Source organism: Saccharopolyspora hirsuta (assembly GCF_008630535.1).
GTDB classification, from domain to species: Bacteria; Actinomycetota; Actinomycetes; order Mycobacteriales; family Pseudonocardiaceae; genus Saccharopolyspora; species Saccharopolyspora hirsuta.
Window position 1 is genome coordinate 282,601 of record NZ_VWPH01000007.1, and the last position, 22,116, is coordinate 304,716.

Consider the following 22,116-nt stretch of genomic DNA (forward strand, 5'->3'; position numbering starts at 1 on the left):
GCGCTCACCCCGCCAGGACGACCTTGCCCAGCTCAGCGGGCCCGGACAGCAGCGGGTGGCGGGGCAGCACGCGGACGGTGTAACCGGCCGGTCCCGCGTGCGGCAGCGTCACCGTCGCCTCGTAGCGGCCGTCGGCGGTCGGGTGCATGGACTCCGAGACGAAGTCGTGCAGCACGTCGGAGTCGTCGACGCGGCCCACCACCACCTCGACGTCCACATCGGACGGATCCAGCCCGGCCAGGTCGACCCGCGCCCGCACCGTCACCTGCCCGCCCAGCAGCGGGGTCCCGTCGTCCACCGACATCTCGGTGTCGCTCACCTTGACCCAGGTCCACGCCGCCTGCAGGCGGGCCCGGTAGTCCGCGATCTCGCGCGCACCGCGGAAGTCGTCCGCGGTCATCGCCCGCATCGACCGGGCCGCCGGGGCGTAGTGGTTGTCGACGTACTCGCGGATCATCCGGGACGCCTGCACCCGCGGGCCCAGCGTGGCCAGGGTGTGGCGCACCATCGACATCCACTTGCCCGGCACCCCGTCGGTGTTGCGCTCGTAGAACATCGGCGCCACGTGCTCGGAGATCAGCTCGTACAGCGCCGCGGACTCCAGGTCGTCGCGCCGGTTGGGGTCGCTGACGCCGTCGGCGTTGGGGATCGCCCAGCCGTTGTGGCCGTCGTACATCTCGTCCCACCAGCCGTCGCGCACCGACAGGTTCAGCCCGCCGTTGAGCGCCGCCTTCATCCCCGACGTGCCGCACGCCTCCAGCGGCCGCACCGGGTTGCTCAGCCACACGTCGCAGCCGGACACCAGGTAGCGCGCCAGGGACATGTCGTAGTCCGGCAGGAACACGATGCGGTGGCGCACGTCGGCCTGGTCGGCGAACTTCACGATCCGCTGGATCATCGCCTTGCCGCCCTCGTCGGCCGGGTGCGACTTGCCCGCCACCACGATCTGCACCGGACGCTCGGGGTTGAGCAGCAGCTCCCGCAGCCGTTCGGTGTCGCGCAGCATCAGCGTCGCCCGCTTGTAGGTCGGCACCCGGCGGGCGAAGCCGATGGTCAGCACGTCCGGGTCGAAGACCGAGTCGCACCAGCCCAGCTCCAGGTCCGACGCACCGCGCTGCAACCACGCCGTGCGCAGCCTGCGGCGCACCTCGTCGACCAGCCGCTGGCGCAGCGAGCAGCGCAGCTCCCACAGCAGCGAGTCGCTGACCGGCTCCATGCCGCGCAGCCCCGCCCCGCTGTCCATCTCGGACTCGCCGAGCAGCTTGCCCAGCTCCCGCGCGGACCAGGTCGGCCCGTGCACCCCGTTGGTCACCGAGCTGATCGGGATCTCCTCCAGCCCGAAACCCGGCCACAGGCCGCGGAACATCTTGCGGATGACCTCGCCGTGCAGCTCCGACACCCCGTTGGCGCGCTGCGCGAGCCGCAACCCCATGTGCGCCATGTTGAACATGCCGGGGTTGTCCTCGGCGCCCATCGCCAGCACGCGGTCGGTCGGCACCCCGGGCAGCAGGGCCTGCGCGGAGCCGTCGCCGAAGTAGTGCCGCACCAGGTCCACCGGGAACCGGTCGATACCGGCCGGGACCGGGGTGTGCGTGGTGAACACCGTCCCGGCGCGCACCGCCGCCACCGCCTGGTCGAACTGCAGCCCCGGGTCCTCCTGCAGCTCCCGGACCCGCTCCAGGCTGAGGAACCCGGCGTGGCCCTCGTTGGTGTGGAACACCTCGGGCTGCGGGTGCCCGGTCAGCTCGCAGTAGGCGCGGACCGCGCGCATCCCGCCGATACCGGCCAGGATCTCCTGGCGGATCCGGTGCTCGGCGTCGCCGCCGTAGAGCCGGTCGGTGGTGCTGCGCAGGTCGTCGTCGTTCTCCGGCAGGTCGCTGTCGAGCAGCAGCAGCGGCACCCGGCCGACCTGGGCCTTCCAGATCCGCGCGTGCAGGGTGCGCCCGGCGGGCATCGCCACCCGCACCAGCACCGGCCGCCCGGACTCCTCGGTCAGCATCTCCAGCGGCAGGCCGCGCGGGTCCAGCACCGGGTAGTGCTCCACCTGCCAGCCCTCGGTGGACAGCGCCTGCCGGAAGTACCCGGACCGGTAAAGCAGGCCGACGCCGATCAGCGGCACGCCCAGGTCGGAGGCGGCCTTCAGGTGGTCCCCGGCGAGCACGCCGAGACCGCCGGAGTAGTTCGGCAGCGCCTCGGTGAGGCCGAACTCCATGGAGAAGTACGCGATCGAGTCGGGCAGCGCGGCGCCCTCGTCCTGCCGCTGCTGGTACCAGCGCGGCACGGTCCGGTACCGGCGCAGGTCGTCGGCGACGGCGCGGGTGCGGGCCAGGAAGTCCTCGTCACCGGCCAGCTGCCGCAGCCGGTCGGCGGGCACCTCGGCGAGCAGCCGCAGCGGGTCTCCGCCGACCGCCGACCACACCTGCGGGTCGACCGCCGCGAACAGGTCCTGCGTCGGCGGGTGCCAGGCCCAGCGGAGGTTGGTCGCCAACGTGCCGAGAGCGCTCAACGGCTCGGGCAGGTGGGCGCGCACGGTGAAACGGTGGACGGCTCTCACGGGAGCGGACCATATACCGGACCGGCGCGGCACGTGCGGCCCTACCAGCCGCCACGACGGGTGGGAAGCTTGACCTCGTGCGTGCGTTCGGACCTGTGACGATGATGATCTTGCTGCTCATCAGCTCGTGCGCGGCAGCGCCCCCGGGACCGCCCCGTGTGGCCGATCACACCGTCGACCCGGCGTTCGTGCACGGCACCGATCACGGCGACGTGGACCGCCTGGCCGCCACGGTCGTCACCGACGTCCAGGACTACTGGGCGAGGCAGTACCCGGAGGTCTTCGGCACGCCGTGGCGCAACCTCGACGGTGGGTTCTTCTCGGTCGACACCAACGGCGAAGGCACCGCGCCGCCCTGCTCGGCTGCGGTGAGCGACCTGGAGGGCAACGCGTACTACTGCGCCACTGTCGACGCCATCGCCTGGGACCGCACAGCACTGCTGCCGGTGCTCCGAGAGCACTACGGAGATGCCTCGGTCGTCGTGGTGCTCGCGCACGAGCTCGGCCACGCCGTGCAGCAGCGCGCGAGGATCGGCGCCGACGCTGATCCGGTGCGCCTCGAAGCGATGGCTGACTGCTTCTCAGGCGCCTACGTCCGCTCCGTCACCGACGGCCGCTCAGAGCGCCTACGCATCAACGCCGAGCAGCTGGACCGCGCGCTGCGCGCGATCATCCTGTTCCGCGATCCGGTGAGCACCAACAACACTGAGGCGCACGGGAGCGCTTTTGAGCGCGTGACGGCGTTCCAGGACGGTTACGCCAACGGCCCGCGCCGCTGCACCGACATCACCGAGACACCGCTGGCCGCACTGCCGCCCGACGGCCCCAACCTCCCGCTGAACGACGCCCTGCGCACCGACAGCATCTCGGCGTACTTCGGCGGCCTGGTCGGCGAACGCTGGGTGCCGCCGGTCATCCGCCCGGAGCAGAGCTGCCCCGAAGCCATCGGCGCGGCCGGGTACTGCCCCAGCCCGCCGACCATCGTCCTCAACAGCCGCGCGATCGCCGACGCGCACGCGAAGATCGGCGACCAGGCCGTCACCACCCTGCTCGCCGCGAAGTTCGCGCTGACCGCCAACGCCGAACTGGGCCGCCCGACCACCGGCCCGGCCGCCAGTCGGCAGATCACCTGCCTCACCGGCGCGTACACCGCGGCCCAGCCCGGGCTGGCGCAAGGCGACCTCGACGAGGCGGTGACCGTCCTGCTCGAATCCGACGACATCGCCAGCGACGCGCAGGGCGCGAACCCGCTGACCGGGTTCGACCGCATCACCGCCTTCCGCACCGGCGCGCTCGGCGGCGCGGCCGCCTGCGGCTGACCGCCGTCGCGAGGATGGGAACCTTCCTGCCACCCGCCCCGGCAGCACGTGAGGAAGGGAACCTTCCTGCCACCGCCCGATCCGGCCAGATCGCGCTGGCGCTGATCGACCACCCGATAGGCTGGCCCGCGCACCGGGGCGGGGAGCCCGGTGCGCGGAGGAACCTGCAGCAGGATGGGGCGCGCCAGTGGCACGGGCATCGACGAGAAACCGACGGCGGAAGCGGATCCTCGGCACCGCGCTGTCCGCGTTCACGTGCATCGCGCTCGTCGCGGGCTGCGCGCAGCAGATCAGCGGCACCCCGACCACGATGGGCAGCTACTCCACCACCGAGGTCGCCGGGCTGCCGGTCACCAACGGCCCCAGCGGTCCGAAGCCGAACGCCCCGGAGGCGCCGCTGCCCGTCGAGGGCACCGACAACGGGCAGATGGACGAGCTGGCCCGCAACGCCGTCGCCGACATCGACGAGTACTGGACCTCGGTCTTCCCGGAGGCCTTCAAGGGCAAGCAGTTCGTGCCGGTCAAGCGCCTGGTCTCCTACGACGCGGGCGGCCCGGGCGCGCAGGTGTGCGGGCAGAGCACCGCGGGCGTGGTCAACGCCTTCTACTGCCCGCCGGACGACCTCATCGCGTGGGACCGCGGCACCCTGCTCCCGGAGCTCAACAACAGCTTCGGGCCGATGGCCGTGGTCGCCGTGCTCGCCCACGAGATGGGGCACGCGGTGCAGCACCGGGCGCGCACGGCGTCCGGCAACGACCAGGTGATCGTGCTGGAGCAGCAGGCCGACTGCTTCACCGGCGCCTACTTCCGGCACGTCGCCGAGGGTTCCTCCAAGTACTTCCAGATCTCCACCGGCCAGGGCCTCAACGAGGTCATGGGCGTGCTGAGCTTCATCCGCGACGCGCCGGGCAAGTCCGACTTCCAGGGCAGCAACGCGCACGGCAGCGCCTTCGACCGGGTCACCGCGTTCCAGTACGGCTTCGACGAGGGCCCGCAGCGCTGCGCCGAGATGGACTTCGAGGACGTCTCCAAGCGCACCACGCTGTTCGGCTCGTGGAAGGCCGAGCAGGACACCGACCTCCCGGTGGACGACAAGGGGCTGGACGCTGTGGGCAAGAGCCTGCAGGAGGTCTTCCGCGACACCGGCGCCGAACCGCCGCGCATCATCACCAGCACCGCCCCGTGCAGCGGCCAGCGGCCCACCAGCCCGGCGTCCTACTGCGCCACCACCAACACCGTCTCGCTCGACGTCCCGGCGCTGCAGAAGATCGCCCAGCCGCCGAACAAGGACACCGAGTCCGGCTACGGCGACTTCGCCGCCTACGCCCAGGTGGCGTCGCGGTACGCGCTGTCGGTGCAGAAGGCGGCGGGCCTGCCGCTGGACGACCCGGCCGCGGGCCTGCGCACGGCGTGCATGGTCGGCGCGTGGAGCGGGCTGCTGGTTGAGGACCCGATCGGCAAGCGCAACCCGGTCGGCAGCCTGCGAGTGGTGCCGGAGGACATCGACGAGGGCGTGGCCGCGCTGCTCGGCGAGGACAGCCTGATCGCCGCCGACGTCAACGGCAAGCAGGTGCCCGTCGGGTTCGCCCGCGTGGAGGCGTTCCGCATCGGCGTCCAGGAGGGCATGGCGCCCTGCAGCACCAAGTACAGCGCATCCTGATCCGACGCCCGATCAGTTCTCAACCCTGATCACAGCAGCGGCGTCCCACGCTCATGGAACGACAGCTCTCCTGGGAAGGCTGCTACGACGTCCGCGACCTCGGCGGCACGGCACGTCCGAGCCTGAGGTGATCGCGGACGTCGTCGGCTCCCGGGACATGGCGGCCTACCTCCGCTCCGCCGGGGTCGCCTCGGAGCACCTCGCCGCGCTGCGCGACCGAATGCTCACCTGACCCCGGAAACGCTCGCGGCCCGTCACCCGGGAGGCGCGCGACTTCTCGCGAACCAGCCCGGGTGACGGGCCGCGGGCAGGGGCTCAGAACAGGGCGCTGGCCAGAGCTCGGCGGGCGGCGGTGACGCGCTCGTCGCCCTCCGGGAAGACCTCGAACATCTCGACCAGGTGGCGGCGGACCCGGTCCCGCTCGTCGCCCGAGGTGCGCTTGACCGCGCGGACCAGCCGGTCGAAGCCCTCCTCGACGCGCCCGATCGCCAGCTCGGCGTCGGCCGCGGCCAGCTGGGCGTCGACGTCCTCGGGGGCGGCGTCGGCGCGCTCGATCGCGGCCGGATCGGACTGCTCGGCGCGCGCGGTGAACCGGACCTGCGCCAGCGCGGCCTTGGCCTGCTCGTTGTTCGGCTCGCTGTCCAGGATCTTCTGGTAGGCGGCCTCGGCAGCGGCGTAGTCGCCGCGCTCCAGCGCGTCCTCAGCGGCGGTGAACCGCGGGTCCTCGGGCTCCTCGACCGGCTCGCCCGCACCGCCCTGCTCGGCGGCCCGGATGCCGGGCAGCTGGTCGCGCAGGGCGTTGAGCAGCTGGTCGATCCACTGCCGGATCTGCGGTTCCGGGAGCGCCCCGGTGAAGGCGTCCACCGGTTGCCCGCCGGCGATCGCGATGACCATCGGCACCGACTGCACCTGGAACAGCTGCGCGATCCGCGGGTTGGCGTCGACGTCGACCTTGGCCAGCACCCACGCGCCACCGCCCTCCTGGGCGAGGCGCTCCAGGACCGGGGAGAGCTGCTTGCACGGCCCGCACCAGGTCGCCCACAGGTCGACGACCACCGGCACCTGCAGGGACTTCTCGACCACCTCGGCCTGGAAGTTCTCCTCGGTGACGTCGATGACGGACGCGCCCGCCGGTGCGGCTCCGGCACCGCCTTCTGCGGTCGGCTGCGCTGCTGCGCGGGCATTGGCCTCGGCCCGGCTCTTCAGGGCCGACAGGTCGACTGCGCCCGCCATCGCGGCGGACATTGCGGCTGCGTTCTGGCGTGGATCCGGCCTCGTCACGCCCCCATCCTGACACGTTCCGCCCGCCGGGCGGTGGCAGGGCGGCGGATGTTTCGCCATCAGCGATAGCGCCACGCCAAGCCCGACACGCCGCGCAGCTCACAGATCAACTCGAAGCAGTGAACAACTTCCCTCTAAGGGGTGGAAGCAGCGCCGGATCTCTCAAGCTCGGCGGCCTCCGGGGCCGAATGTGAGGGCAGAGCCCGCGGGGACTGCTGGTCTTCTGCGGGCCTTCGAGGCCTCCGTTTGGTGGACCTCCTGCAAGTAGTTCAACGAGAGGTACGAAACAGTGCGTATTGCTACCCGTGTTGCCGGTGTCGCCGGTGCCGCTGCTCTCGGCGTCGTGACCCTGGGCACCGCCGCGTTCGCGGACAGCGCCGACAACAACGGCATCAACCTGCTCGACGACAACAACATCAGCGCGGTTCCGGTGCAGGCGTGCGGCAACAACGTCGGCGCCGCCATCGGCGTTGTCGTGCCGGTTCTGTCGCCGCAGGCGAACAACTGCCTCAACGCGCCGGTGGTCGACCACCCGAAGGGCTGAGGGGCACCACCCGGAGCTGACACCGGGGGCGGCGTCGACACCGACGCCGCCCCCGGTTCGCGTTGCGCGGCGGAGCTCACTGCTCGCGAAGGTGCTCCTCGACCCGGCGCACCTTCGCCTCCAGCTGACCGGTGTGGCCCGGCCGGATGTCGGCCTTGAGCACCAGGCTGGTGCGCGGCGCCCCGGCCGAGGCGGCCTCGGTGGCCCGCTTCACCACGTCCATGACCTCGTCCCACTCGCCCTCGATGGTGGTGAACATCGAGGTCGTCTCGTGCGGCAGCCCGGACTCCCGGACCACCTTCACCGCGGCCGCCACCGCCTCGCTGACGCTGTCGCTGTCGCCGACCCCGCTCGGGGCCACGCTGAACGCCACCAGCACGTCTGCTCCTCCCGTCCGCGTCCGGCGGCCGACGCCGCCGGACCGATGTGATCGTGCGCGATGAACGCACCCACTGTCGTCGATTTCACCGCCCCCGGCACCACAGCCCACAACCGGGCTGGTCACCGCTGCTAGCGTCGAACACCATGAGCACCCGTAGTCCGCTGCCCTTCGACCCCATCGCGCGCGCGGCCGAGATCTGGGCCGACCGGGTAGGCCCGTCGACGACGATGGCCGCGGTGACCAGCGTGATGCGGGTGCAGCAGATCTTGCAGTCCGCGGTCGACAACGCGCTCCGTCCGCACAACCTGACGTTCGCCCGCTACGAGGCGCTGGTGCTGCTGACCTTCTCGCGGCGCGGCAGCCTGCCGATGCGGGTCATGGGCGACCGGCTGCAGCTGCACCCGACCAGCGTGACCAACATCGTCGACCGGCTCGAGCAGGACGGCCTGGTGCGGCGGGTGCCGCACCCCACCGACCGGCGCACCACCCTGGTCGAGATCACCGAGGACGGCCGGGACCTGATGAAGAAGGCCACCGAATCGGTCACCGAGATCGACTTCGGCCTGCGCGGCATCACCGAGCGCCAGACCCAGCAGCTGACCGAGCTCCTCGGCAAGGTCCGCCACGCCGCGGGCGACTTCTGACGGCTCGCCTCGCGTTCTGCCCGAGGCGAGCCCGGAACACCGTCAGTTCAGCTCGCGCAGGGCGTAGCGGACTCGTCCCCAGAACGTCGGCTCGTCCGAGTCGGGTTCGGTCAGCAGGCCGCGGCGGTTCGCCCAGCGCTCGAACCACACCGACGCCAGCGGCGGGACCGACGAGACCAGCGCGAGCACCAGGACCCGGAACTTCCAGCGCAGCGGGCTGAACACGATCAAGCAGGTCACCACGTAGGCGGTGAAGATCAGCCCGTGGACCCAGCCCATCACGGTCACCCCGAGCGGCATGCCCAGGCCGTACTTGAACGCCATCGCCACCAGCAGCCCCACCCACGAGAACGCCTCGGCGATCGCCACCAACCGGAACCACCCGGCATGCGTACGCGGCACGTCGACCCCACTTCCGTCCAGACCGGCACTTCCCCCGAGTGTGCCCGGTGACCAGGATCACCCCGATGGCGGTCCGTTATGACCGGGTCTGCTCGTCGACCCAGGACAGGTACTCCGGGTTCCCGCCGACGATCGGCGTCGCGATGATCTCCGGCACCTCGTAGCCGTGCTCGGCCTTGAGGTGCGCGACGAGCGCGGGCAGCCGGGCGGCGGAGGTCTTGATCTGCAACTGCCACTCGGGGGCGTCCTGCGCCGCGCCCTCCCACACGTAGAAGCTGCGGATCGGCACGACCTGCACGCAGGCGCCCAGCGCGGCCTCGACGACGCCCCGCGCCAGCGCAGCGGCGGACTCCTCGGAGTCGGTGGTGGTCACGACCAGCACATGATCAGCCATTCCCCCAGCGTAGTGCGGCGGCGGTGACAGGAAGGTTCCCATCCTCGCACCGGAGCACGGGAACCTTCCTGCCGTCCGGCGGTCAGCGGCGGGCGCCGCGCAGCAGGTTCGCCTCGGTGCTCAGGTAGTTGTCGCGGTAGTCGAAGCGCGGGGTGTCGGAGAACAGCAGCCAGTAGTACTTCATCTGCTCCGACCACCAGTAGCCCGGACAGCTGTCCTCTTGGGACGGTGGCTTCGCGGTCACGTCGGAGAGGCTGGCGAAGCCGTAGTCGGTCTTCGAGGTCCGGAGCATGTTGTCGTAGTGGACCCGGGCGCGTTCGCGGAAGATCTCGTCGCCGGTGGCCAGCCACAGCATCAGCGCGGCGTCGGCGAACTCGGGGCGCAGCGCGTTGCTCGGGTCGCTGGCCGACATCGTGACGTAGTCGAAGGAGTGCGGGATGACGCCAAACTTCTCCTGCGCGGTGTTGAACGCGTCGTGGTACGCGCGGCCCTCGTCCACCCGCCCGGATTCGGCGAGCAGTCCGGCGTAGAACCCGGCCAGCACGCTCTGCTCCCGGCTGAGGACTTCCCCGGTGAAGGCGTCGACCTGCGGGAACCACAGCAGCCCGTCGCGACGTTCGGCCTGGTGGGCCAGGATCGCGTCGGTGAGCGTGTCGTACCACTGGCGGAGCTCTTCGTCGCCGAACAGCGCGTAGCCGTCCCACAAGTACTCGTAGTAGGAGTCGCCGGGCGGGCCGACCGTGGCCTGGCGGTTGCGCCACTCCCCCGTCTCGGCGTGGATGTCGTGCGGCAGCAGGCCGAGTTCGGTGCGCTTGTCGTGGACCACGCGCATGGCGCGCTTGGCCAGGTCGTAGTAGCGGCGGTCGCCGGTCCACTCGGACAGCACGCCGAACTCGGCGATGTAGGTGCCGACCTCGACGATGTTGGTCTCGGGGCGGCTGACCGCACCGGTCGCCAGGTTCACGTAGCGGTAGGGCAGCCCGGTCGGCGATTCGGTGAACGCGGGCAGCAGCCGGTCGGCGACGTCGACGGCCAGCTCCAGCAGCCGGGGCCTGCCGGTGCAGTGGTAGGCCGCCGCGAGCCCGCCGACCATGCGGATGTTGGTCTCGAACACCTGGAACGGCGCGTCGACGTCGAAGCTGAGGTTGTCCTCGATCCACTGCACCGCCTGCGCCACCTCGGCGTCGGCCCCCATCAGCCACAGGGTGTCGACGGCCTCCACCGCGCTGAGCCCGACCGAGTGCCCCGGCACGAAGAAGTCCTCGCGGCCGCCGGAGATCGGCTTGATGTGGTCGGCGCCCAGCGCGCGGTCGACGTAGTGCTGCCACGCCCACAGGAACTCGCGCCGCACGGATTCGGCGGTGGGCTTCCAGTTGCGGCTCGCCGAGGCCGCCGCCGGGGCCGCCGCCAGCAGCCCTCCCGCGACCGCCGCCCCGCCCATCAGCCGCAGAACGGTTCTCCGGGACACGCCTCCGAGCATCGCCGCCTCCTCGAGCTGGACAACCTTGTCAAGCCGCGCGGTTCACCGTTGCGGGCCGTCCCGGCGAGGTCAATGCAGCCCGCCGATCCTGTCCGGTTTCGACACGGCGCGGTGCCGATCAGCGGCGCTCGGTGCCGCCGTCCGCCCCCTTGACCCGCGCGGGGCGGATGCGAGGAAGGGAACCTTCCTGTCACCGCACCCCGGGGCTGACCTGAGCAAGGGAACCTTCCTGCCATCCCCGGCCGGTCGGGGGTGGAGCATGGGAACCTTCCTGTCATCGCACCCCCGGCGGGGTTGGGCCGATCGGTGGTCGCCGGGGAGCCGGGTGGCAGCAATGGGCCCGGCGGGATTGACACGGGTCGCCGCGGTGGGGTGCAATGCCGCTCGCCATGACAACGTTGTCTGACTCCGGGAACGTCCGGCGCGCCACGATGAGCGACGTGGCGCGGCTGGCGGGCGTGAGCATCAAGACCGTGTCGCGGGTCGTCAACGCCGAGAGCGGCGTGCACCCCGCCACGGCGGAGCGGGTGCTGTCCGCGATCGACCAGCTGGGGTTCCGGCGCAACCTCAGCGCCCGCAACCTCCGGCGCGGCACCGGGACCGGCACGCTGGGGCTGGTCCTGGAGGACCTCGCGAACCCGTTCTACTCGGTGCTGACCCGCGCGGTGGAGGAGGTCGCCCGCTCCCGCGGCAAGCAGGTCCTCACCGGATCGTCCGATGAGGACCCGGCGCGGGAGCGCGAGCTGGTGCTGGAGTTCTGCGCCCGCCGCGTCGACGGGCTGATCGTGGTGCCCGCCGGGCACCAGCACGGCTACATCGCGCACGAGATCAACGCCGGGACGCCGGTGGTGTTCGTGGACCGCCCGCCCGGCAACCTCGACGCCGACGCGGTGCTCATCGACAACTCCGGCGGCACCGCGCTCGCCGCCCAGCACCTCGCCGAGCACGGGCACCGGGAGATCGCGTTCCTGGGCGACGCGCCCGAGATCCACACCGCCGCCGAGCGGTTGCGCGGGTTCCGCGAGGGCTGCGCGCGCGCCGGGGTGCCGTTCGAACCCGATCTGGTGCTGATGGGCCCGCACACCGACGAGTCGGTGGCCGAGGCGCTGCGCACCACCCTGCGGCGGGCGACCGCGCTGGTGACCGGCAACAACCGGATCACCATCCACGCCCTGCGCGCCCTGGCCGGTCGGCCCGACCGCCCGGCGCTGGTGGGCTTCGACGACTTCGAGCTCGCCGACCTGCTGGACCCGCCGATCACGGTGGTCACCCACGAAACCAGCGCGCTGGGCCGGTCCGCCGCCGAGCTGCTGTTCTCGCGGCTGGACGGCGACCGCACCCCGCCGCGCCGCATCGTCGTCCCCACTCGGCTGCTGGCCCGAGGATCTGGAGAGGTTGCACGGTGAGTTCTGTCCACGATGATCAGTCGGTGCGGGCGCTCGTCCTGCCCGCCAACCAGCCGCAGCAGTTCTACCGCGGTGGCACGTCCATCGCGGCGCTGCGCGGTGGCGGTGACGATCGCGAGTTCGGCCCGGAGGACTGGGTCGGGTCCACCACGACCCGGTTCGGCCAGCCCGAATCGGGGCTGTCCCGGCTGCCCGACGGCCGCTGGCTGCGCGACGCGGTGCGCGAGGCCCCCGAGCAGTGGCTGGGTTCCGAGCACGTGGCCGCGTTCGGCGACAGCACGGCGCTGCTGGTCAAGCTGCTCGACGCGGGGCAGCGGCTGCCGGTGCACTGCCACCCGTCGGACCGGTTCGCCCAGCAGCACCTGGGTTCGCGGTTCGGCAAGACCGAGGCGTGGATCGTGGTCGGCACGAGCGGCCCGAACCCCGTGGTCCACCTGGGTTTCCGCGACGACGTCGCGCCCGAGGTGGTCGAGCGCTGGGTGACCACCCAGGACTCCTCGGCGCTCTTGGGTTCGCTCAACGAGATCCCGGTGCGCCCCGGCGACACGGTGCACGTGCCCGCGGGCACCCCGCACGCGATCGGCGAGGGCGTGTTCATCGTCGAGCTGCAGCAGCCGACGGACTTCTCCGTCACGTTGGAGTGGCGAGGTTTCCTGGCCGATGCCGAGAGCGCGTTCCTCGGCATGGACCAGCGGACCGCGCTGCAGACCCTCAACCACAGCGGTTTCGACGACGCCGCGCTGGCGTCGCTGATCAAGCGCACCGCGGACCAGGACGCGGCGCGGGTCGGGCTGCTGGCCGACGACGCCGCGCCGTTCTTCCGCGCTGATCGGCTGCACGGCGCGGTCGAGCTCGAACCCTCCTTCGGGGTGCTGATCGTGCTGGACGGCAGCGGAAAGCTGCGCTCGGACAACGGAACCGACCTCGATCTGCGGCGCGGGACCACCGCGGTGGTCCCGCACGCGGCCGGGGCCGCGCAGCTCGAGGGCGATCTCACCGCGGTGCACTGCCGACCGCCGTCCGCTGGGAGCCGGATATGACCGAACCACTGCTCGAAGCCCGCGACCTGGTCAAGCGCTACGGCGGCGTGGAAGCGCTGCGCGGTGCGTCGTTCACCGTCCACCCCGGCGAGGTCGTCGCGCTCATCGGCGACAACGGCGCTGGAAAGTCCACACTGGTCAAGTGCCTGTCCGGGGTGGAGCAGCCGGATTCCGGGCAGATCCTGGTCTCCGGCACCCCGGTGGTGCTGGACTCGCCCGCCACCGCCCGCGCGCACGGCATCGAAACCGCCTACCAGGACCTCGCGGTGGCCCCGGACCTGGACCCGGCCGCGAACCTGTTCCTGGGCCGCGAGCTCCGGCGCCCGGGTCTGCTGGGCCGCCTCGGCATGCTGGACAAGGCGGGGATGCGCGCGCAGGCCGCCGAGCAGTTCGCCAAGTTCGGGGTCTCGCTGCCGGACCTGACGGTGCCGATCGGGTCGCTGTCCGGTGGCCAGCGGCAGAGCGTCGCGGTGGCCCGGTCGGTGGCGTGGGCCGACAAGCTGGTGTTCATGGACGAACCGACCGCCGCGCTGGGCGTCGTGCAGCGCGAGCGGGTGCTGGAGGTGATCCGCCGGGTTCGCGACACCGGCATCGCGGTGGTGCTGATCAGCCACAACATGCCGGAAGTGCTGTCGGTGGCGGACCGGGTCGAGGTGCTGCGCCTCGGCAGCCGGGTGGCGCGGTTCAACGCCGCCGAGGCGACCTTGGAGGACCTCGTCGGTGCGATGACCGGCGCGCTGTCGCAGGAGGACGCGAGCTGATGCCCACCCAGCAGGAAACCCGGAAGTCCGATGTGGACGCAGCACCGCGGGCCAAGGGCCTCGGCGCGCGGCTGGCGTCCTCGAACACGCTGTGGACCGGCCTGGTGCTGGTCGCGCTGTGCGTGCTGTTCAGCGCGCTGCGCCCGGACGCCTTCCCCACCCTGTTCAACGCGCAGAACCTGCTGGTGCAGGCGGCGCCGCTGCTGATGCTCGCGGTCGGCATGACGTTCGTGATCATCACCTCCGGCATCGACCTCTCGGTGGGTTCGGTGCTGGTGTTCTCCGGCGTCGTCTCCGCGATGACCATGGAGGGGCTCAGCGGCGGGGACGCCACCGACGCCGGGTGGGGCGTGATCGCGATCGGCCTGGTCGTGGCGCTGGTCGGCGGCGCCCTGTGGGGTGTGCTCAACGGGGTGCTGGTGGCGGTGGCCCGGGTTCCGGCGCTGATCGTCACGCTGGGCTCGTTCGGTGCGGCACTCGGTGCCGCGCAGCTGCTCACCAACGGCATCGACGTGCGCACCGTGCCCAGCGCGCTGCGCACCACGCTCGGCACCGGGACGTCGTTCGGGATCGTGCCGAACCTGGTGATCCTGGCCGCGCTGGTCACGCTGCTGGCGATCTGGCTGCTGCACACCACGGCCTTCGGCCGCTACACCTACGCGATCGGGTCGAACGCCGAAGCGGCCCGCCGCAGCGGCATCAAGGTCACCCGGCACCTCATCGCCGTCTACGCCCTGACCGGGGTGCTGGCCGGGCTGGCCGGGTTCATGTCGCTGGCCTACTTCGGCACCACCACGATCAGCGGCCACAGCAACGACAACCTCAACGCGATCGCGGCGGTCGTGCTGGGCGGCACCAGCCTGTTCGGCGGCATCGGCACCGTGCTGGGCAGCGTCATCGGCGTGTTCATCCCCGCGGTGCTCGACGCCGGGTTCGTGATGGCCGGGGTGCGGCCGTTCTGGCAGCCCATCGCGGTCGGCGCGGTGCTGGTCGCCGCGGTCTGGCTGGACCAGCGCCGACGGAGGGCGCGCAACAACCGCTGAGAGAAGTTCTTCGAGCAAACCAGCACAACGGCGTGTGGAAGGTGATTCGGATGAGAACTCGCAAGACGGTGCTCGCGGTGGGCGCGGCGCTGCTGCTGGCGGGCTGCGGCTCCGGCCAGATCGGCGACACCGGGGGCGGCCAGACCGATCCCGGCAACAAGAACCTCGCGCTGATCACCGGGATGCGCGGCGAACCGTTCTACGTCTCCATCGAGTGCGCCGCCCAGCAGGAGGCGGCCGCGGCGGGCTACCAGCTCAACGCGCAGGCCCCGGAGAAGTTCGAGCAGGCCGAGCAGTCGCAGATCCTGGGCGGCATCGTCAGCAGCCGACCCGGCGCGGTGATCATCTCCCCGACCGACGACAAGGCGCTGGCCGCACCGCTGCAGCAGGCCAAGAGCAACGGCATCCAGGTCGTCGAGGTGGACACCGCGCTCGAGGACCGCTCCATCGCGGTCACCTCGCTGTCCTCCGACAACTACGCGGGCGGGCAGCTGGCCGCGCAGACCCTGGCCCAGCTGGTCGGCGACAAGCCCGGCTCGGTGCTGGCGCTGAACACCAAGGCGGGCACCTCCACCACCGACGAGCGCGCCAAGGGCTTCGAGGACGAGATCGCCAAGCACCCGAACCTGAAGCTGCTGCCGACCCAGTACACCGAGAACGAACCGGCGACGGCGGCCCAGATCGTCTCCGCGACGCTGGCCGCGAACCCCGACCTGGTGGGCGTTTTCGGCACCAACCTCAACACCGGCGAGGGCGCGGCGACCGCGCTGTCCAACGCGGGCAAGTCCGGCCAGGTGCAGCTGGTGGGCTTCGACGCCAGCCCGAAGCAGGTCGACGACCTGCGCAACGGCCGGGTGCAGGCGCTCATCGCGCAGAACCCGGGCAAGATCGGCCAGGAGGGCGTCCGCCGGGCGATCGCGGCGATCAAGGGCGAGCCGGTCGAGCGCGAGACCAAGACCGAGATGATCGCCATCACCCGCGACAACATGGACCAGCAGGCCCAGTACTTCTACAAGTCCAGCTGCTGAGCGTCGAGCCCCGGGCGGCCGGGTGCGAGGATGGGAACCTTCCTGTCACCGATGCCGCCCGGAGCTCGCGGTTCGCGGTTACCGTGGGGGCATGGCCTCCTACGGCGAACTCCTCCCCGGGCGCAAGCTGAAGCACGAAGGTGACCAGGGCGGCATCTCGCAGGGGCACGATCCCGGCGGGCCGCTGGACCTCGAGCGGGGCGTGGTGTACCTCGCGCCGCCCGCGCAGGCGCAGCCGGACGAGCGCGACGACACCTCCGACGAGCAGGGTTGATCGGCGTCACAGCCCGGTAGCGGATCTTCTCAATCACCCGCGGTGCCCAGATCGCTCCGTTACTGTGCCACGGGCAGATGAACATCGTTAGCGAAATCGTGCAGCGGTGCTCACTGCCTGTGCTCTATCGGAGTGCGCCGTACCCGTGCGGAGTGGAGGAAGGGACGCCGTGCAGCCGGACAAGGTGTTTGGGAATCCTGGGCTCGAGCAGGCCGAGGCCGTCGAGGACGGGACCGCCCTGATCGGGAACATGACGCCCGCGGGAGTCGACGGCCCCATCACCCCGCAGCAGCGGCAGGCGATCGCGCACAAGATCGGCGAGGACTGGAACCGGATCAGCTCCAGCATCGCCGAGCTGTTCGCCACCGGGGTGCCCGGCAACGATCCCCGCACGCAGCAGGTCGTCGGCGAGCACTACCGCTGGATCTGCCACTTCTGGACCCCGGACCGCGCCTCCTACCTGCGGCTGGCCGAGATGTACGTGAACCAGCCGAAGTTCCGCCGCCGCATCGAGCGCAAGAAGCCGAAGGGCATGGCCGCCTACCTCCGCGAGGCGATGATCACCTACGCCTGGGCCAACCTCCGCTGACCTGCGCATCCGCGCGCGGGGTGACAGGAAGGTTCCCATCCTCGCAGCAGCCGGCCGCGGCGCGTGGTGACAGGAAGGTTCCCCTGCTCGCACCGCCCGCCTGCGTCGGCCGTTGTCGGGGCGATCCCGTTGAATGGTCGGCATGCGGAGGTGGGTGCTGCACATGGACATGGATGCGTTCTTCGCATCCGTGGAGCAGCTGACCCGCCCCACCGTGCGGGGTCGTCCGGTGCTGGTCGGCGGGCTCGGCCCGCGCGGGACCGTGGCCGGTGCCAGCTACGAGGCGCGCGAGTACGGGGCGCGCTCGGCGATGCCGATGGCCGAAGCACGGCGGCGCTGTCCGGTGGCGGTGGTGCTGCCGCCGCGGTTCCGCGTCTACCAGGCGGTGAGCGCGCGGGTGCTGGGCATCGTGCGGGAGGTGTCCGACGTCGTCGAGCAGGTGTCGGTGGACGAGGCGTTCCTGGAGCCCTCCGAGCTGGCCGGGGCGCCGACCGAGCGGGTCGAGCACTTCGCGACGCAGCTGCGCGCGCGGGTGCAGCGCGAGGTCGGGGTGACCGCGTCGATCGGCGCCGGGCCGGGCAAGCAGCTCGCCAAGATCGCCTCCGACCTGGCCAAGCCGGACGGGATGCTGGTGGTGCCCGCCGAGGAGCAGCTGGAGCTGCTGTCGGCGCTGCCGGTGCGCAAGATGTGGGGCATCGGCCCGGTGACCGAGTCCAAGCTGCACCGCATCGGGGTGCACACCATCGGGGAGCTGGCCGCGCTGCACCTGGGCGACGTGGTCTCGCTGCTGGGGCAGGCGCACGGGACCGAGCTGCACCGGCTGGCGCACGGCATCGACGAGCGCCCGGTGGCCGAGCGGGCCGAGGCCAAGCAGGTCAGCGCGGAGACCACCTTCGACGTCGACATCACCGATCAGGCCGAGCTGCTCTCGGAGGTGCTCGGGGTCGCCGAGTCGGCGCACCGCCGGCTGGTGTCGTCCGGCCGGGCGGCGCGCACGGTGACGATCAAGGTGCGCGACTCCGACTTCACCACGATCAGCCGGGCCGCGACCTTCACCTCGGCGACCAGCGACTTCGGTGCGCTGTCCGCGGCGGCGCGGCGGCTGCTGCCGGTCGCGGTCCCGCCCGGCACGCCGGTGCGGCTGGTCGGGGTGTCCTACTCGGGGCTGGCGACCTCCGAGCAGGAGCCGCTCTTCGACAACCCCGCCGACCAGGGCGGACCGGCCGAACCCGCACCGCAGCCGGTGGTCCGGACCGCACCGGAGCCGGAGATCCGGCAGTGGCGGGCCGGGGACGACGTGGCGCACGCGGAGTTCGGGCACGGCTGGGTCCAGGGCGCCGGGCACGGCCGGGTGACGGTGCGGTTCGAGACCGCGACCACCGGGCGCGGGGTGGCCAGGACCTTCGCCGTCGACGACCCGCAGCTGAGCGCGGCCGATCCGCTGGACAGCCTCGGCTGGTGATCAGTCCTGCGGCTTGGGCAGCTGGCGGCGGTAGTGGCCGACCCACTTCTGCGGGGCGACGTCCTGCACCGCTGCTTCCAGGGTCTTCGGCAGCCTGCTGAACGGCGGGAGGTGGAACCGGTAGCGCTCGCCGGGCATGCCGGGCATCGACGCCGGTTCGGTGACCCGCCAGCGCTCCAGCTCCGGGTGCCGCGCGGCGAAGCCCGGGTCGGCCGGGTAGAACTCCAGCGCCTGGCGGCGCTCGGGGGCGACCGGGCGGCGGTGCTGGATCCACGGCAGGGTGCCGATGCCGACGGCCTTGATCTCGTCCCACGCCACGCCGAAGACCTCACCGGAGGTGCGCGCGTAGAAGCCGCTCCGGTCGATCAGGAAGCCGCGGCCGTTGAGCACGCCGCGGGAGCCCGCGATGAACCACACGAAGATCACGCCGAAGACGAGCTGCCAGATCCACAGCCCGACGCTGCTGCCCTGGTTGACCAGGGTCGCCGCGATCAGCACCGTGCACAGCCCGCTGATGCCACCGCCGATGAGCAGCGCTTTGAAGCTGCTGGCGCTGACGTCGACGTCCCGCGCGTCGGCGCCGAGGACGGTCGGCCGGTGCCCGGGGCCCGGCTGCACCCGGGTGGCCGGTTCCTGCACCGCGGCGCGCTCCGAGGTGTAGCGGGCGGTGGTGCGCCCGTCGAGCGGGCGAGCGGGCACCGTCTGCCGCTGCTGGTTGTCGACCCGGTCGGCGCGTTCCCATCCCCCTGGAAGCCACTTCATGCCGCCCAGGGTAGTCCCGAACGTCCTAGTTGATCACGGTTGTGGCCCGATTTCCGGGTCGGCCTCGGGGTGTTCTCAGGGTCAGGCCGTCGGGACCCGGAGGATCAGCGCGTCGCCCTGACCGCCGCCGCCGCACAGCGCGGCCGCGCCGACCCCGCCGCCGCGGCGCTTGAGCTCCAGCGCCAGGTGCAGCGCCAGCCGCGCGCCGGACATGCCGATCGGGTGGCCGAGGGCGATCGCCCCGCCGTTGACGTTGACCTTCTCCTCGTCGATGCCCAGCGCGCGGGTGGAGACGATGCCCACCGCGGCGAAGGCCTCGTTGATCTCCACCAGGTCCAGGTCCGCGGCGTCGATGCCCGCCTTGGCGCAGGCGGCCTTGATCGCGTTGGACGGCTGCTCGTGCAGGCTGGCGTCCGGGCCTGCGACGACGCCGTGCGCGCCGATCTCGGCGATCCAGGTCAGCCCCAGCTCCTCGGCCTTGGCCTTGCTCATCACCACGACCGCGGCCGCGCCGTCGGAGATCTGCGACGCCGAACCGGCGGTGATGGTGCCGTCGGAGGCGAACGCCGGGCGCAGCTTGGCCAGCGACTCGGCGGTGGTGTCCGGGCGGACGCCCTCGTCGGCGTCGACGACCAGCGGGTCGCCCTTGCGGCGCGGGACCTCCACCGGAACGATCTCCTCGGCGAAGATGCCCTTCTCCGCCGCCGCGGCCGCGCGCTGGTGCGAGCGGGCCGCGAACGCGTCCTGCTCCTCGCGGGTCACCCCGTGGCGGGCGTTGTGCTTCTCGGTGGACAGCCCCATCGCGACCTGGTCGAACGCGCAGAACAGGCCGTCGTGGGCCATGTGGTCGAGCATCTGCACGTCGCCGTACTTGAAGCCCTCGCGCGAACCGGTCAGCAGGTGCGGGGCCTGGGTCATCGACTCCTGACCACCGGCCACCACGACGTCGAACTCACCGGCCCGGATCAGCTGGTCGGCCAGCGCGACCGCGTCCAGCCCGGACAGGCACACCTTGTTGATGGTCAGCGCGGGCACGTCCATCGGGATCCCGGCGGCGACCGCGGCCTGCCGCGCGGGGATCTGCCCGGCGCCGGCGGTCAGCACCTGCCCCATGATCGTGTACTGGACCTGGTCGGGGCGGACCCCGGCGCGCTCCAGCGCGGCCTTGATCGCGAACCCGCCGAGCTGGGCGCCGGAGAAGTCCTTGAGCGACCCGAGCAGTCGCCCCATCGGGGTCCGCGCACCAGCCACGATCACCGAACTGCCCACGACTACCTCCCGGTCCTCGCCACGCCTCGTCGCGCCGCACCACCACCATCATGGCCCGGTGCGCACCACCGGGACCATACCCGCGATGACACCCGGTGCCGCCTGTGACGACTGCCATACGCGCCGGGTGACAGGAAGGTTCCCATGCGCACGCCTCCCCCGGCCCGCAGTGCCGCGGCGGCGCGGGTCGGGGGAGGCGCTGCGGTCAGCAGTTGCCGCTGCCGGTCGTGGTGTCGCAGAGCCCGGATTCGGCTTCCCAGGTGAGCTTGGTCCTGGCGTTGACGCCGAGCTCGCGGGAGGCCGAGACGTCGGTCTTCGCGCCGGAGTCGGCCTTGAGCCAGTAGCGGACCTCGTAGTCCTTTCCGGACTTGGTGTAGGTGAAGACGTAGAACGGGTCCGGGACGGGCGCGGGGCCGTAGTCCGGGGCGGTCCAGGCGTCCTCGCCCTGCGCCGAGCTCGGGTCGACGTACAGGCAGTCGTACTCGGCGCCCTCGTAGGTGCAGGTGCGCATCTCGGCCCCGCCGTAGCGGGTGACGGTGGGGTCCTTGACCACGCCGTCGGCCTTCAGCCGCTCGTAGATCGACTCGCAGGCGCCCTGGTCGCAGGCGTGCCAGTCCTTCCAGGCGGCGGCGCGGGCCTGGGCCGCGGTGGAGCCGCCGCCGATCGCGGTGCAGTACTTGCCGACGATGTACGGGGCCATCTTCTGCGCCGCGCCGACCGAGTCGATGGCGGTCGCGGCGGTTTCGTCGGCGCCGAGACCGGCGGAGTCGAGCTGCCAGACGCCGACGCCGGGGTTGAAGAACAGTCCCTTCGCGCGCTGCTCGGGGTCGGCGAGGGAGGTCTGGTCGTCGTAGCGGGACAGCGTCATCGGCGACGGCGAGTCCCCGGACCCGGACACCTCCGGCCAGGTCGGCGACAGCACCAGGTTGGTGGCGTCCTCGGCGCTGATCTCGCAGGAGGCCTTGCCCGCCGCGTCGGCGGCGGCCGAGCTCACCGCTTCGTAGGGTTCCGCGCCGAACTTCAGCTCCCCGAGCCGGACCCACGCCCGCTCGCGGCGCAGGTCGTCGGCCCTCGGGTTGTCCCCTCCCCCGCCGCTGGGCGTGCCGCCGCCGCCCGCGGCCAGGGCGGGCACGCCGAGGCCCAGCACCAGTCCGAACGACGCCAGCAGCACTGCGGTTCTGCGGCCCGGTCCACGTTGCCTTCTTGCCATGTGCGCCCCTCTCACGTGAATCAGCCACATGCTGGTGCGAAGCAAGGTCACCCGACTCCGCCCATCGGGGCAATTCGATCTTCCGTTTTCCACGCTTTTCCCAGCCCTGCGGGCGCGGCTAGGCTGCGGGCATGCGAGCGGAACTCAGCGGTCTGGTCACCGCGGTCGACCACGTGGGCATCGCGGTCGCGGACCTGGAGGCGGCGATCGCCTTCCACCGGGACACCTTCGGCCTGGAGGTCGCCCACTCCGAGGTCAACGAGGAGCAGGGCGTGCACGAGGCGATGCTGCGGGCCCCGGGCGACGCGACGGGCGCGACCCAGCTGCAGCTGCTCGCACCGCTGCGGGAGGACTCGGCGATCGCGAAGTTCCTGGACCGCAGCGGTCCCGGCCTGCAGCAGCTGGCGTTCCGGGTGACCGACGTCGAGGCCGCCATGTCCGCGCTGCGCGCCAAGGGCCTGCGCCTGCTCTACGACGAGCCGCGCCGCGGCACCGCGAACAGCCGGATCAACTTCGTGCACCCCAAGGACGCCGGGGGCGTGCTCGTCGAACTCGTGGAGCCCGCCGACCACGCGTGAGCGGCGACGGCGGTTCTTGCGACCATCGCCGCTC

General features: G+C 71.8%; 22 protein-coding genes. 13 read left to right on the forward strand and 9 right to left on the reverse strand.

Going from position 1 to position 22,116, the window contains the following annotated elements; genetic code table 11:
• Window positions 1-4 precede the first annotated feature (4 nt).
• Window positions 5-2,554, reverse strand: a complete 2,550-nt coding sequence (gene glgP, locus F1721_RS17080; RefSeq protein WP_150067681.1) for an alpha-glucan family phosphorylase — start codon at window positions 2,552-2,554, stop codon at window positions 5-7.
• Window positions 2,555-2,712: 158 nt separating this feature from the next.
• Between glgP and F1721_RS17085 the strand changes: the two genes are divergently transcribed.
• Together F1721_RS17085 and F1721_RS17090 are read left to right on the forward strand one after the other, a co-directional pair.
• Window positions 2,713-3,873: a neutral zinc metallopeptidase gene (locus F1721_RS17085; RefSeq protein ID WP_246155068.1), complete on the forward strand. Its 1,161-nt coding sequence runs from the start codon at window positions 2,713-2,715 to the stop codon at window positions 3,871-3,873.
• Between the two features lie 187 nt (window positions 3,874-4,060).
• Window positions 4,061-5,533, forward strand: a complete 1,473-nt coding sequence (locus tag F1721_RS17090; RefSeq protein ID WP_150067683.1) for a neutral zinc metallopeptidase — start codon at window positions 4,061-4,063, stop codon at window positions 5,531-5,533.
• Window positions 5,534-5,848: 315 nt separating this feature from the next.
• Here the strand turns inward: F1721_RS17090 and F1721_RS17095 are convergent, their stop codons facing one another.
• Window positions 5,849-6,766, reverse strand: a complete 918-nt coding sequence (locus tag F1721_RS17095) for a tetratricopeptide repeat protein (RefSeq protein WP_150067684.1) — start codon at window positions 6,764-6,766, stop codon at window positions 5,849-5,851.
• A 337-nt stretch (window positions 6,767-7,103) separates the two neighbouring features.
• On the opposite strand from F1721_RS17095, the gene F1721_RS17100 reads away from it, so the two are divergent.
• Complete coding sequence (locus F1721_RS17100) at window positions 7,104-7,358, forward strand: hypothetical protein (RefSeq protein WP_246155071.1); 255 nt, start codon at window positions 7,104-7,106, stop codon at window positions 7,356-7,358.
• 76 nt (window positions 7,359-7,434) lie between these two features.
• On the opposite strand, the gene F1721_RS17105 is transcribed toward F1721_RS17100, so the two are convergent.
• Entirely contained in the window at window positions 7,435-7,737 is a 303-nt protein-coding gene (locus F1721_RS17105; RefSeq protein ID WP_150067685.1) for an MTH1187 family thiamine-binding protein, read from the reverse strand.
• A 146-nt stretch (window positions 7,738-7,883) separates the two neighbouring features.
• Between F1721_RS17105 and F1721_RS17110 the strand changes: the two genes are divergently transcribed.
• Window positions 7,884-8,384, forward strand: coding sequence for a MarR family winged helix-turn-helix transcriptional regulator (locus tag F1721_RS17110; RefSeq protein ID WP_150067686.1), 501 nt, complete (start codon window positions 7,884-7,886; stop codon window positions 8,382-8,384).
• A 42-nt stretch (window positions 8,385-8,426) separates the two neighbouring features.
• Here F1721_RS17110 and F1721_RS17115 read toward each other — a convergent pair whose 3' ends face one another.
• The 3 genes from F1721_RS17115 to F1721_RS17125 form a co-directional block, all read right to left on the reverse strand.
• The gene (locus F1721_RS17115) at window positions 8,427-8,786 is read right to left on the reverse strand and encodes a DUF3817 domain-containing protein (protein WP_281288772.1); all 360 of its coding nucleotides are present in this window, start codon (window positions 8,784-8,786) and stop codon (window positions 8,427-8,429) included.
• A 76-nt stretch (window positions 8,787-8,862) separates the two neighbouring features.
• A complete protein-coding gene (gene cutA, locus F1721_RS17120) occupies window positions 8,863-9,180 on the reverse strand; it encodes a divalent-cation tolerance protein CutA (protein WP_150067687.1) in 318 nt (105 codons plus the stop codon).
• A gap of 82 nt (window positions 9,181-9,262) precedes the next feature.
• Window positions 9,263-10,648, reverse strand: a complete 1,386-nt coding sequence (locus F1721_RS17125; protein ID WP_246155073.1) for a glycoside hydrolase family 47 protein — start codon at window positions 10,646-10,648, stop codon at window positions 9,263-9,265.
• Between the two features lie 443 nt (window positions 10,649-11,091).
• Between F1721_RS17125 and F1721_RS17130 the strand changes: the two genes are divergently transcribed.
• The 8 genes from F1721_RS17130 (at window position 11,092) to F1721_RS17165 (ending at window position 18,263) form a co-directional block, all read left to right on the forward strand.
• Entirely contained in the window at window positions 11,092-12,066 is a 975-nt protein-coding gene (locus tag F1721_RS17130; protein WP_150067897.1) for a LacI family DNA-binding transcriptional regulator, read from the forward strand.
• Window positions 12,063-13,106: a class I mannose-6-phosphate isomerase gene (locus tag F1721_RS17135; RefSeq protein ID WP_150067689.1), complete on the forward strand. Its 1,044-nt coding sequence runs from the start codon at window positions 12,063-12,065 to the stop codon at window positions 13,104-13,106. Before F1721_RS17130 ends, F1721_RS17135 begins: the two co-directional genes overlap by 4 nt.
• Complete coding sequence (locus F1721_RS17140; RefSeq protein ID WP_150067690.1) at window positions 13,103-13,867, forward strand: ATP-binding cassette domain-containing protein; 765 nt, start codon at window positions 13,103-13,105, stop codon at window positions 13,865-13,867. The genes F1721_RS17135 and F1721_RS17140 overlap by 4 nt, the downstream gene beginning before the upstream one ends.
• Window positions 13,867-14,910, forward strand: coding sequence for an ABC transporter permease (locus tag F1721_RS17145; protein ID WP_150067691.1), 1,044 nt, complete (start codon window positions 13,867-13,869; stop codon window positions 14,908-14,910). The genes F1721_RS17140 and F1721_RS17145 overlap by 1 nt, the downstream gene beginning before the upstream one ends.
• Before the next feature lie 50 nt (window positions 14,911-14,960).
• Window positions 14,961-15,938: an ABC transporter substrate-binding protein gene (locus F1721_RS17150; protein WP_150067692.1), complete on the forward strand. Its 978-nt coding sequence runs from the start codon at window positions 14,961-14,963 to the stop codon at window positions 15,936-15,938.
• A 91-nt stretch (window positions 15,939-16,029) separates the two neighbouring features.
• The gene (locus tag F1721_RS17155; RefSeq protein ID WP_150067693.1) at window positions 16,030-16,212 is read left to right on the forward strand and encodes a hypothetical protein; all 183 of its coding nucleotides are present in this window, start codon (window positions 16,030-16,032) and stop codon (window positions 16,210-16,212) included.
• Window positions 16,213-16,381: 169 nt separating this feature from the next.
• Window positions 16,382-16,801, forward strand: a complete 420-nt coding sequence (locus tag F1721_RS17160) for a TipAS antibiotic-recognition domain-containing protein (RefSeq protein WP_150067694.1) — start codon at window positions 16,382-16,384, stop codon at window positions 16,799-16,801.
• 142 nt (window positions 16,802-16,943) lie between these two features.
• Window positions 16,944-18,263 carry a DNA polymerase IV gene (locus F1721_RS17165; protein WP_150067695.1) on the forward strand — a complete coding sequence of 440 codons (1,320 nt, stop codon included), beginning with the start codon at window positions 16,944-16,946 and terminating at the stop codon, window positions 18,261-18,263.
• Here F1721_RS17165 and F1721_RS17170 read toward each other — a convergent pair whose 3' ends face one another.
• The 3 genes from F1721_RS17170 to F1721_RS17180 all read right to left on the reverse strand — a co-directional run bounded on the left by F1721_RS17170 (window position 18,264) and on the right by F1721_RS17180 (window position 21,504).
• On the reverse strand, window positions 18,264-19,025 hold the full coding sequence (locus F1721_RS17170; RefSeq protein WP_150067696.1) for a hypothetical protein: 762 nt from the start codon (window positions 19,023-19,025) through the stop codon (window positions 18,264-18,266).
• A gap of 81 nt (window positions 19,026-19,106) precedes the next feature.
• Window positions 19,107-20,294, reverse strand: a complete 1,188-nt coding sequence (locus tag F1721_RS17175) for an acetyl-CoA C-acetyltransferase (protein WP_150067697.1) — start codon at window positions 20,292-20,294, stop codon at window positions 19,107-19,109.
• A gap of 205 nt (window positions 20,295-20,499) precedes the next feature.
• Window positions 20,500-21,504, reverse strand: a complete 1,005-nt coding sequence (locus tag F1721_RS17180) for a hypothetical protein (RefSeq protein WP_150067698.1) — start codon at window positions 21,502-21,504, stop codon at window positions 20,500-20,502.
• A 131-nt stretch (window positions 21,505-21,635) separates the two neighbouring features.
• On the opposite strand from F1721_RS17180, the gene mce reads away from it, so the two are divergent.
• Entirely contained in the window at window positions 21,636-22,082 is a 447-nt protein-coding gene (gene mce, locus F1721_RS17185; RefSeq protein WP_150067699.1) for a methylmalonyl-CoA epimerase, read from the forward strand.
• Window positions 22,083-22,116: the final 34 nt, after the last annotated feature.

What these genes read in the sequence shown, in the direction of transcription:
- F1721_RS17095 (WP_150067684.1), bottom strand. Translation starts at nt 6,766, where the DNA reads ATGGCGGGCGCAGTCGACCTGTCGGCCCTGAAGAGCCGGGCCGAGGCC.
- F1721_RS17110 (WP_150067686.1), top strand. Translation starts at nt 7,884, where the DNA reads ATGAGCACCCGTAGTCCGCTGCCCTTCGACCCCATCGCGCGCGCGGCC.
- cutA (WP_150067687.1), bottom strand. Translation starts at nt 9,180, where the DNA reads ATGGCTGATCATGTGCTGGTCGTGACCACCACCGACTCCGAGGAGTCC.
- F1721_RS17130 (WP_150067897.1), top strand. Translation starts at nt 11,092, where the DNA reads ATGAGCGACGTGGCGCGGCTGGCGGGCGTGAGCATCAAGACCGTGTCG.
- F1721_RS17140 (WP_150067690.1), top strand. Translation starts at nt 13,103, where the DNA reads ATGACCGAACCACTGCTCGAAGCCCGCGACCTGGTCAAGCGCTACGGC.
- F1721_RS17145 (WP_150067691.1), top strand. Translation starts at nt 13,867, where the DNA reads ATGCCCACCCAGCAGGAAACCCGGAAGTCCGATGTGGACGCAGCACCG.
- F1721_RS17150 (WP_150067692.1), top strand. Translation starts at nt 14,961, where the DNA reads ATGAGAACTCGCAAGACGGTGCTCGCGGTGGGCGCGGCGCTGCTGCTG.
- F1721_RS17155 (WP_150067693.1), top strand. Translation starts at nt 16,030, where the DNA reads ATGGCCTCCTACGGCGAACTCCTCCCCGGGCGCAAGCTGAAGCACGAA.
- F1721_RS17165 (WP_150067695.1), top strand. Translation starts at nt 16,944, where the DNA reads ATGCGGAGGTGGGTGCTGCACATGGACATGGATGCGTTCTTCGCATCC.
- F1721_RS17170 (WP_150067696.1), bottom strand. Translation starts at nt 19,025, where the DNA reads ATGAAGTGGCTTCCAGGGGGATGGGAACGCGCCGACCGGGTCGACAAC.
- F1721_RS17180 (WP_150067698.1), bottom strand. Translation starts at nt 21,504, where the DNA reads ATGGCAAGAAGGCAACGTGGACCGGGCCGCAGAACCGCAGTGCTGCTG.
- mce (WP_150067699.1), top strand. Translation starts at nt 21,636, where the DNA reads ATGCGAGCGGAACTCAGCGGTCTGGTCACCGCGGTCGACCACGTGGGC.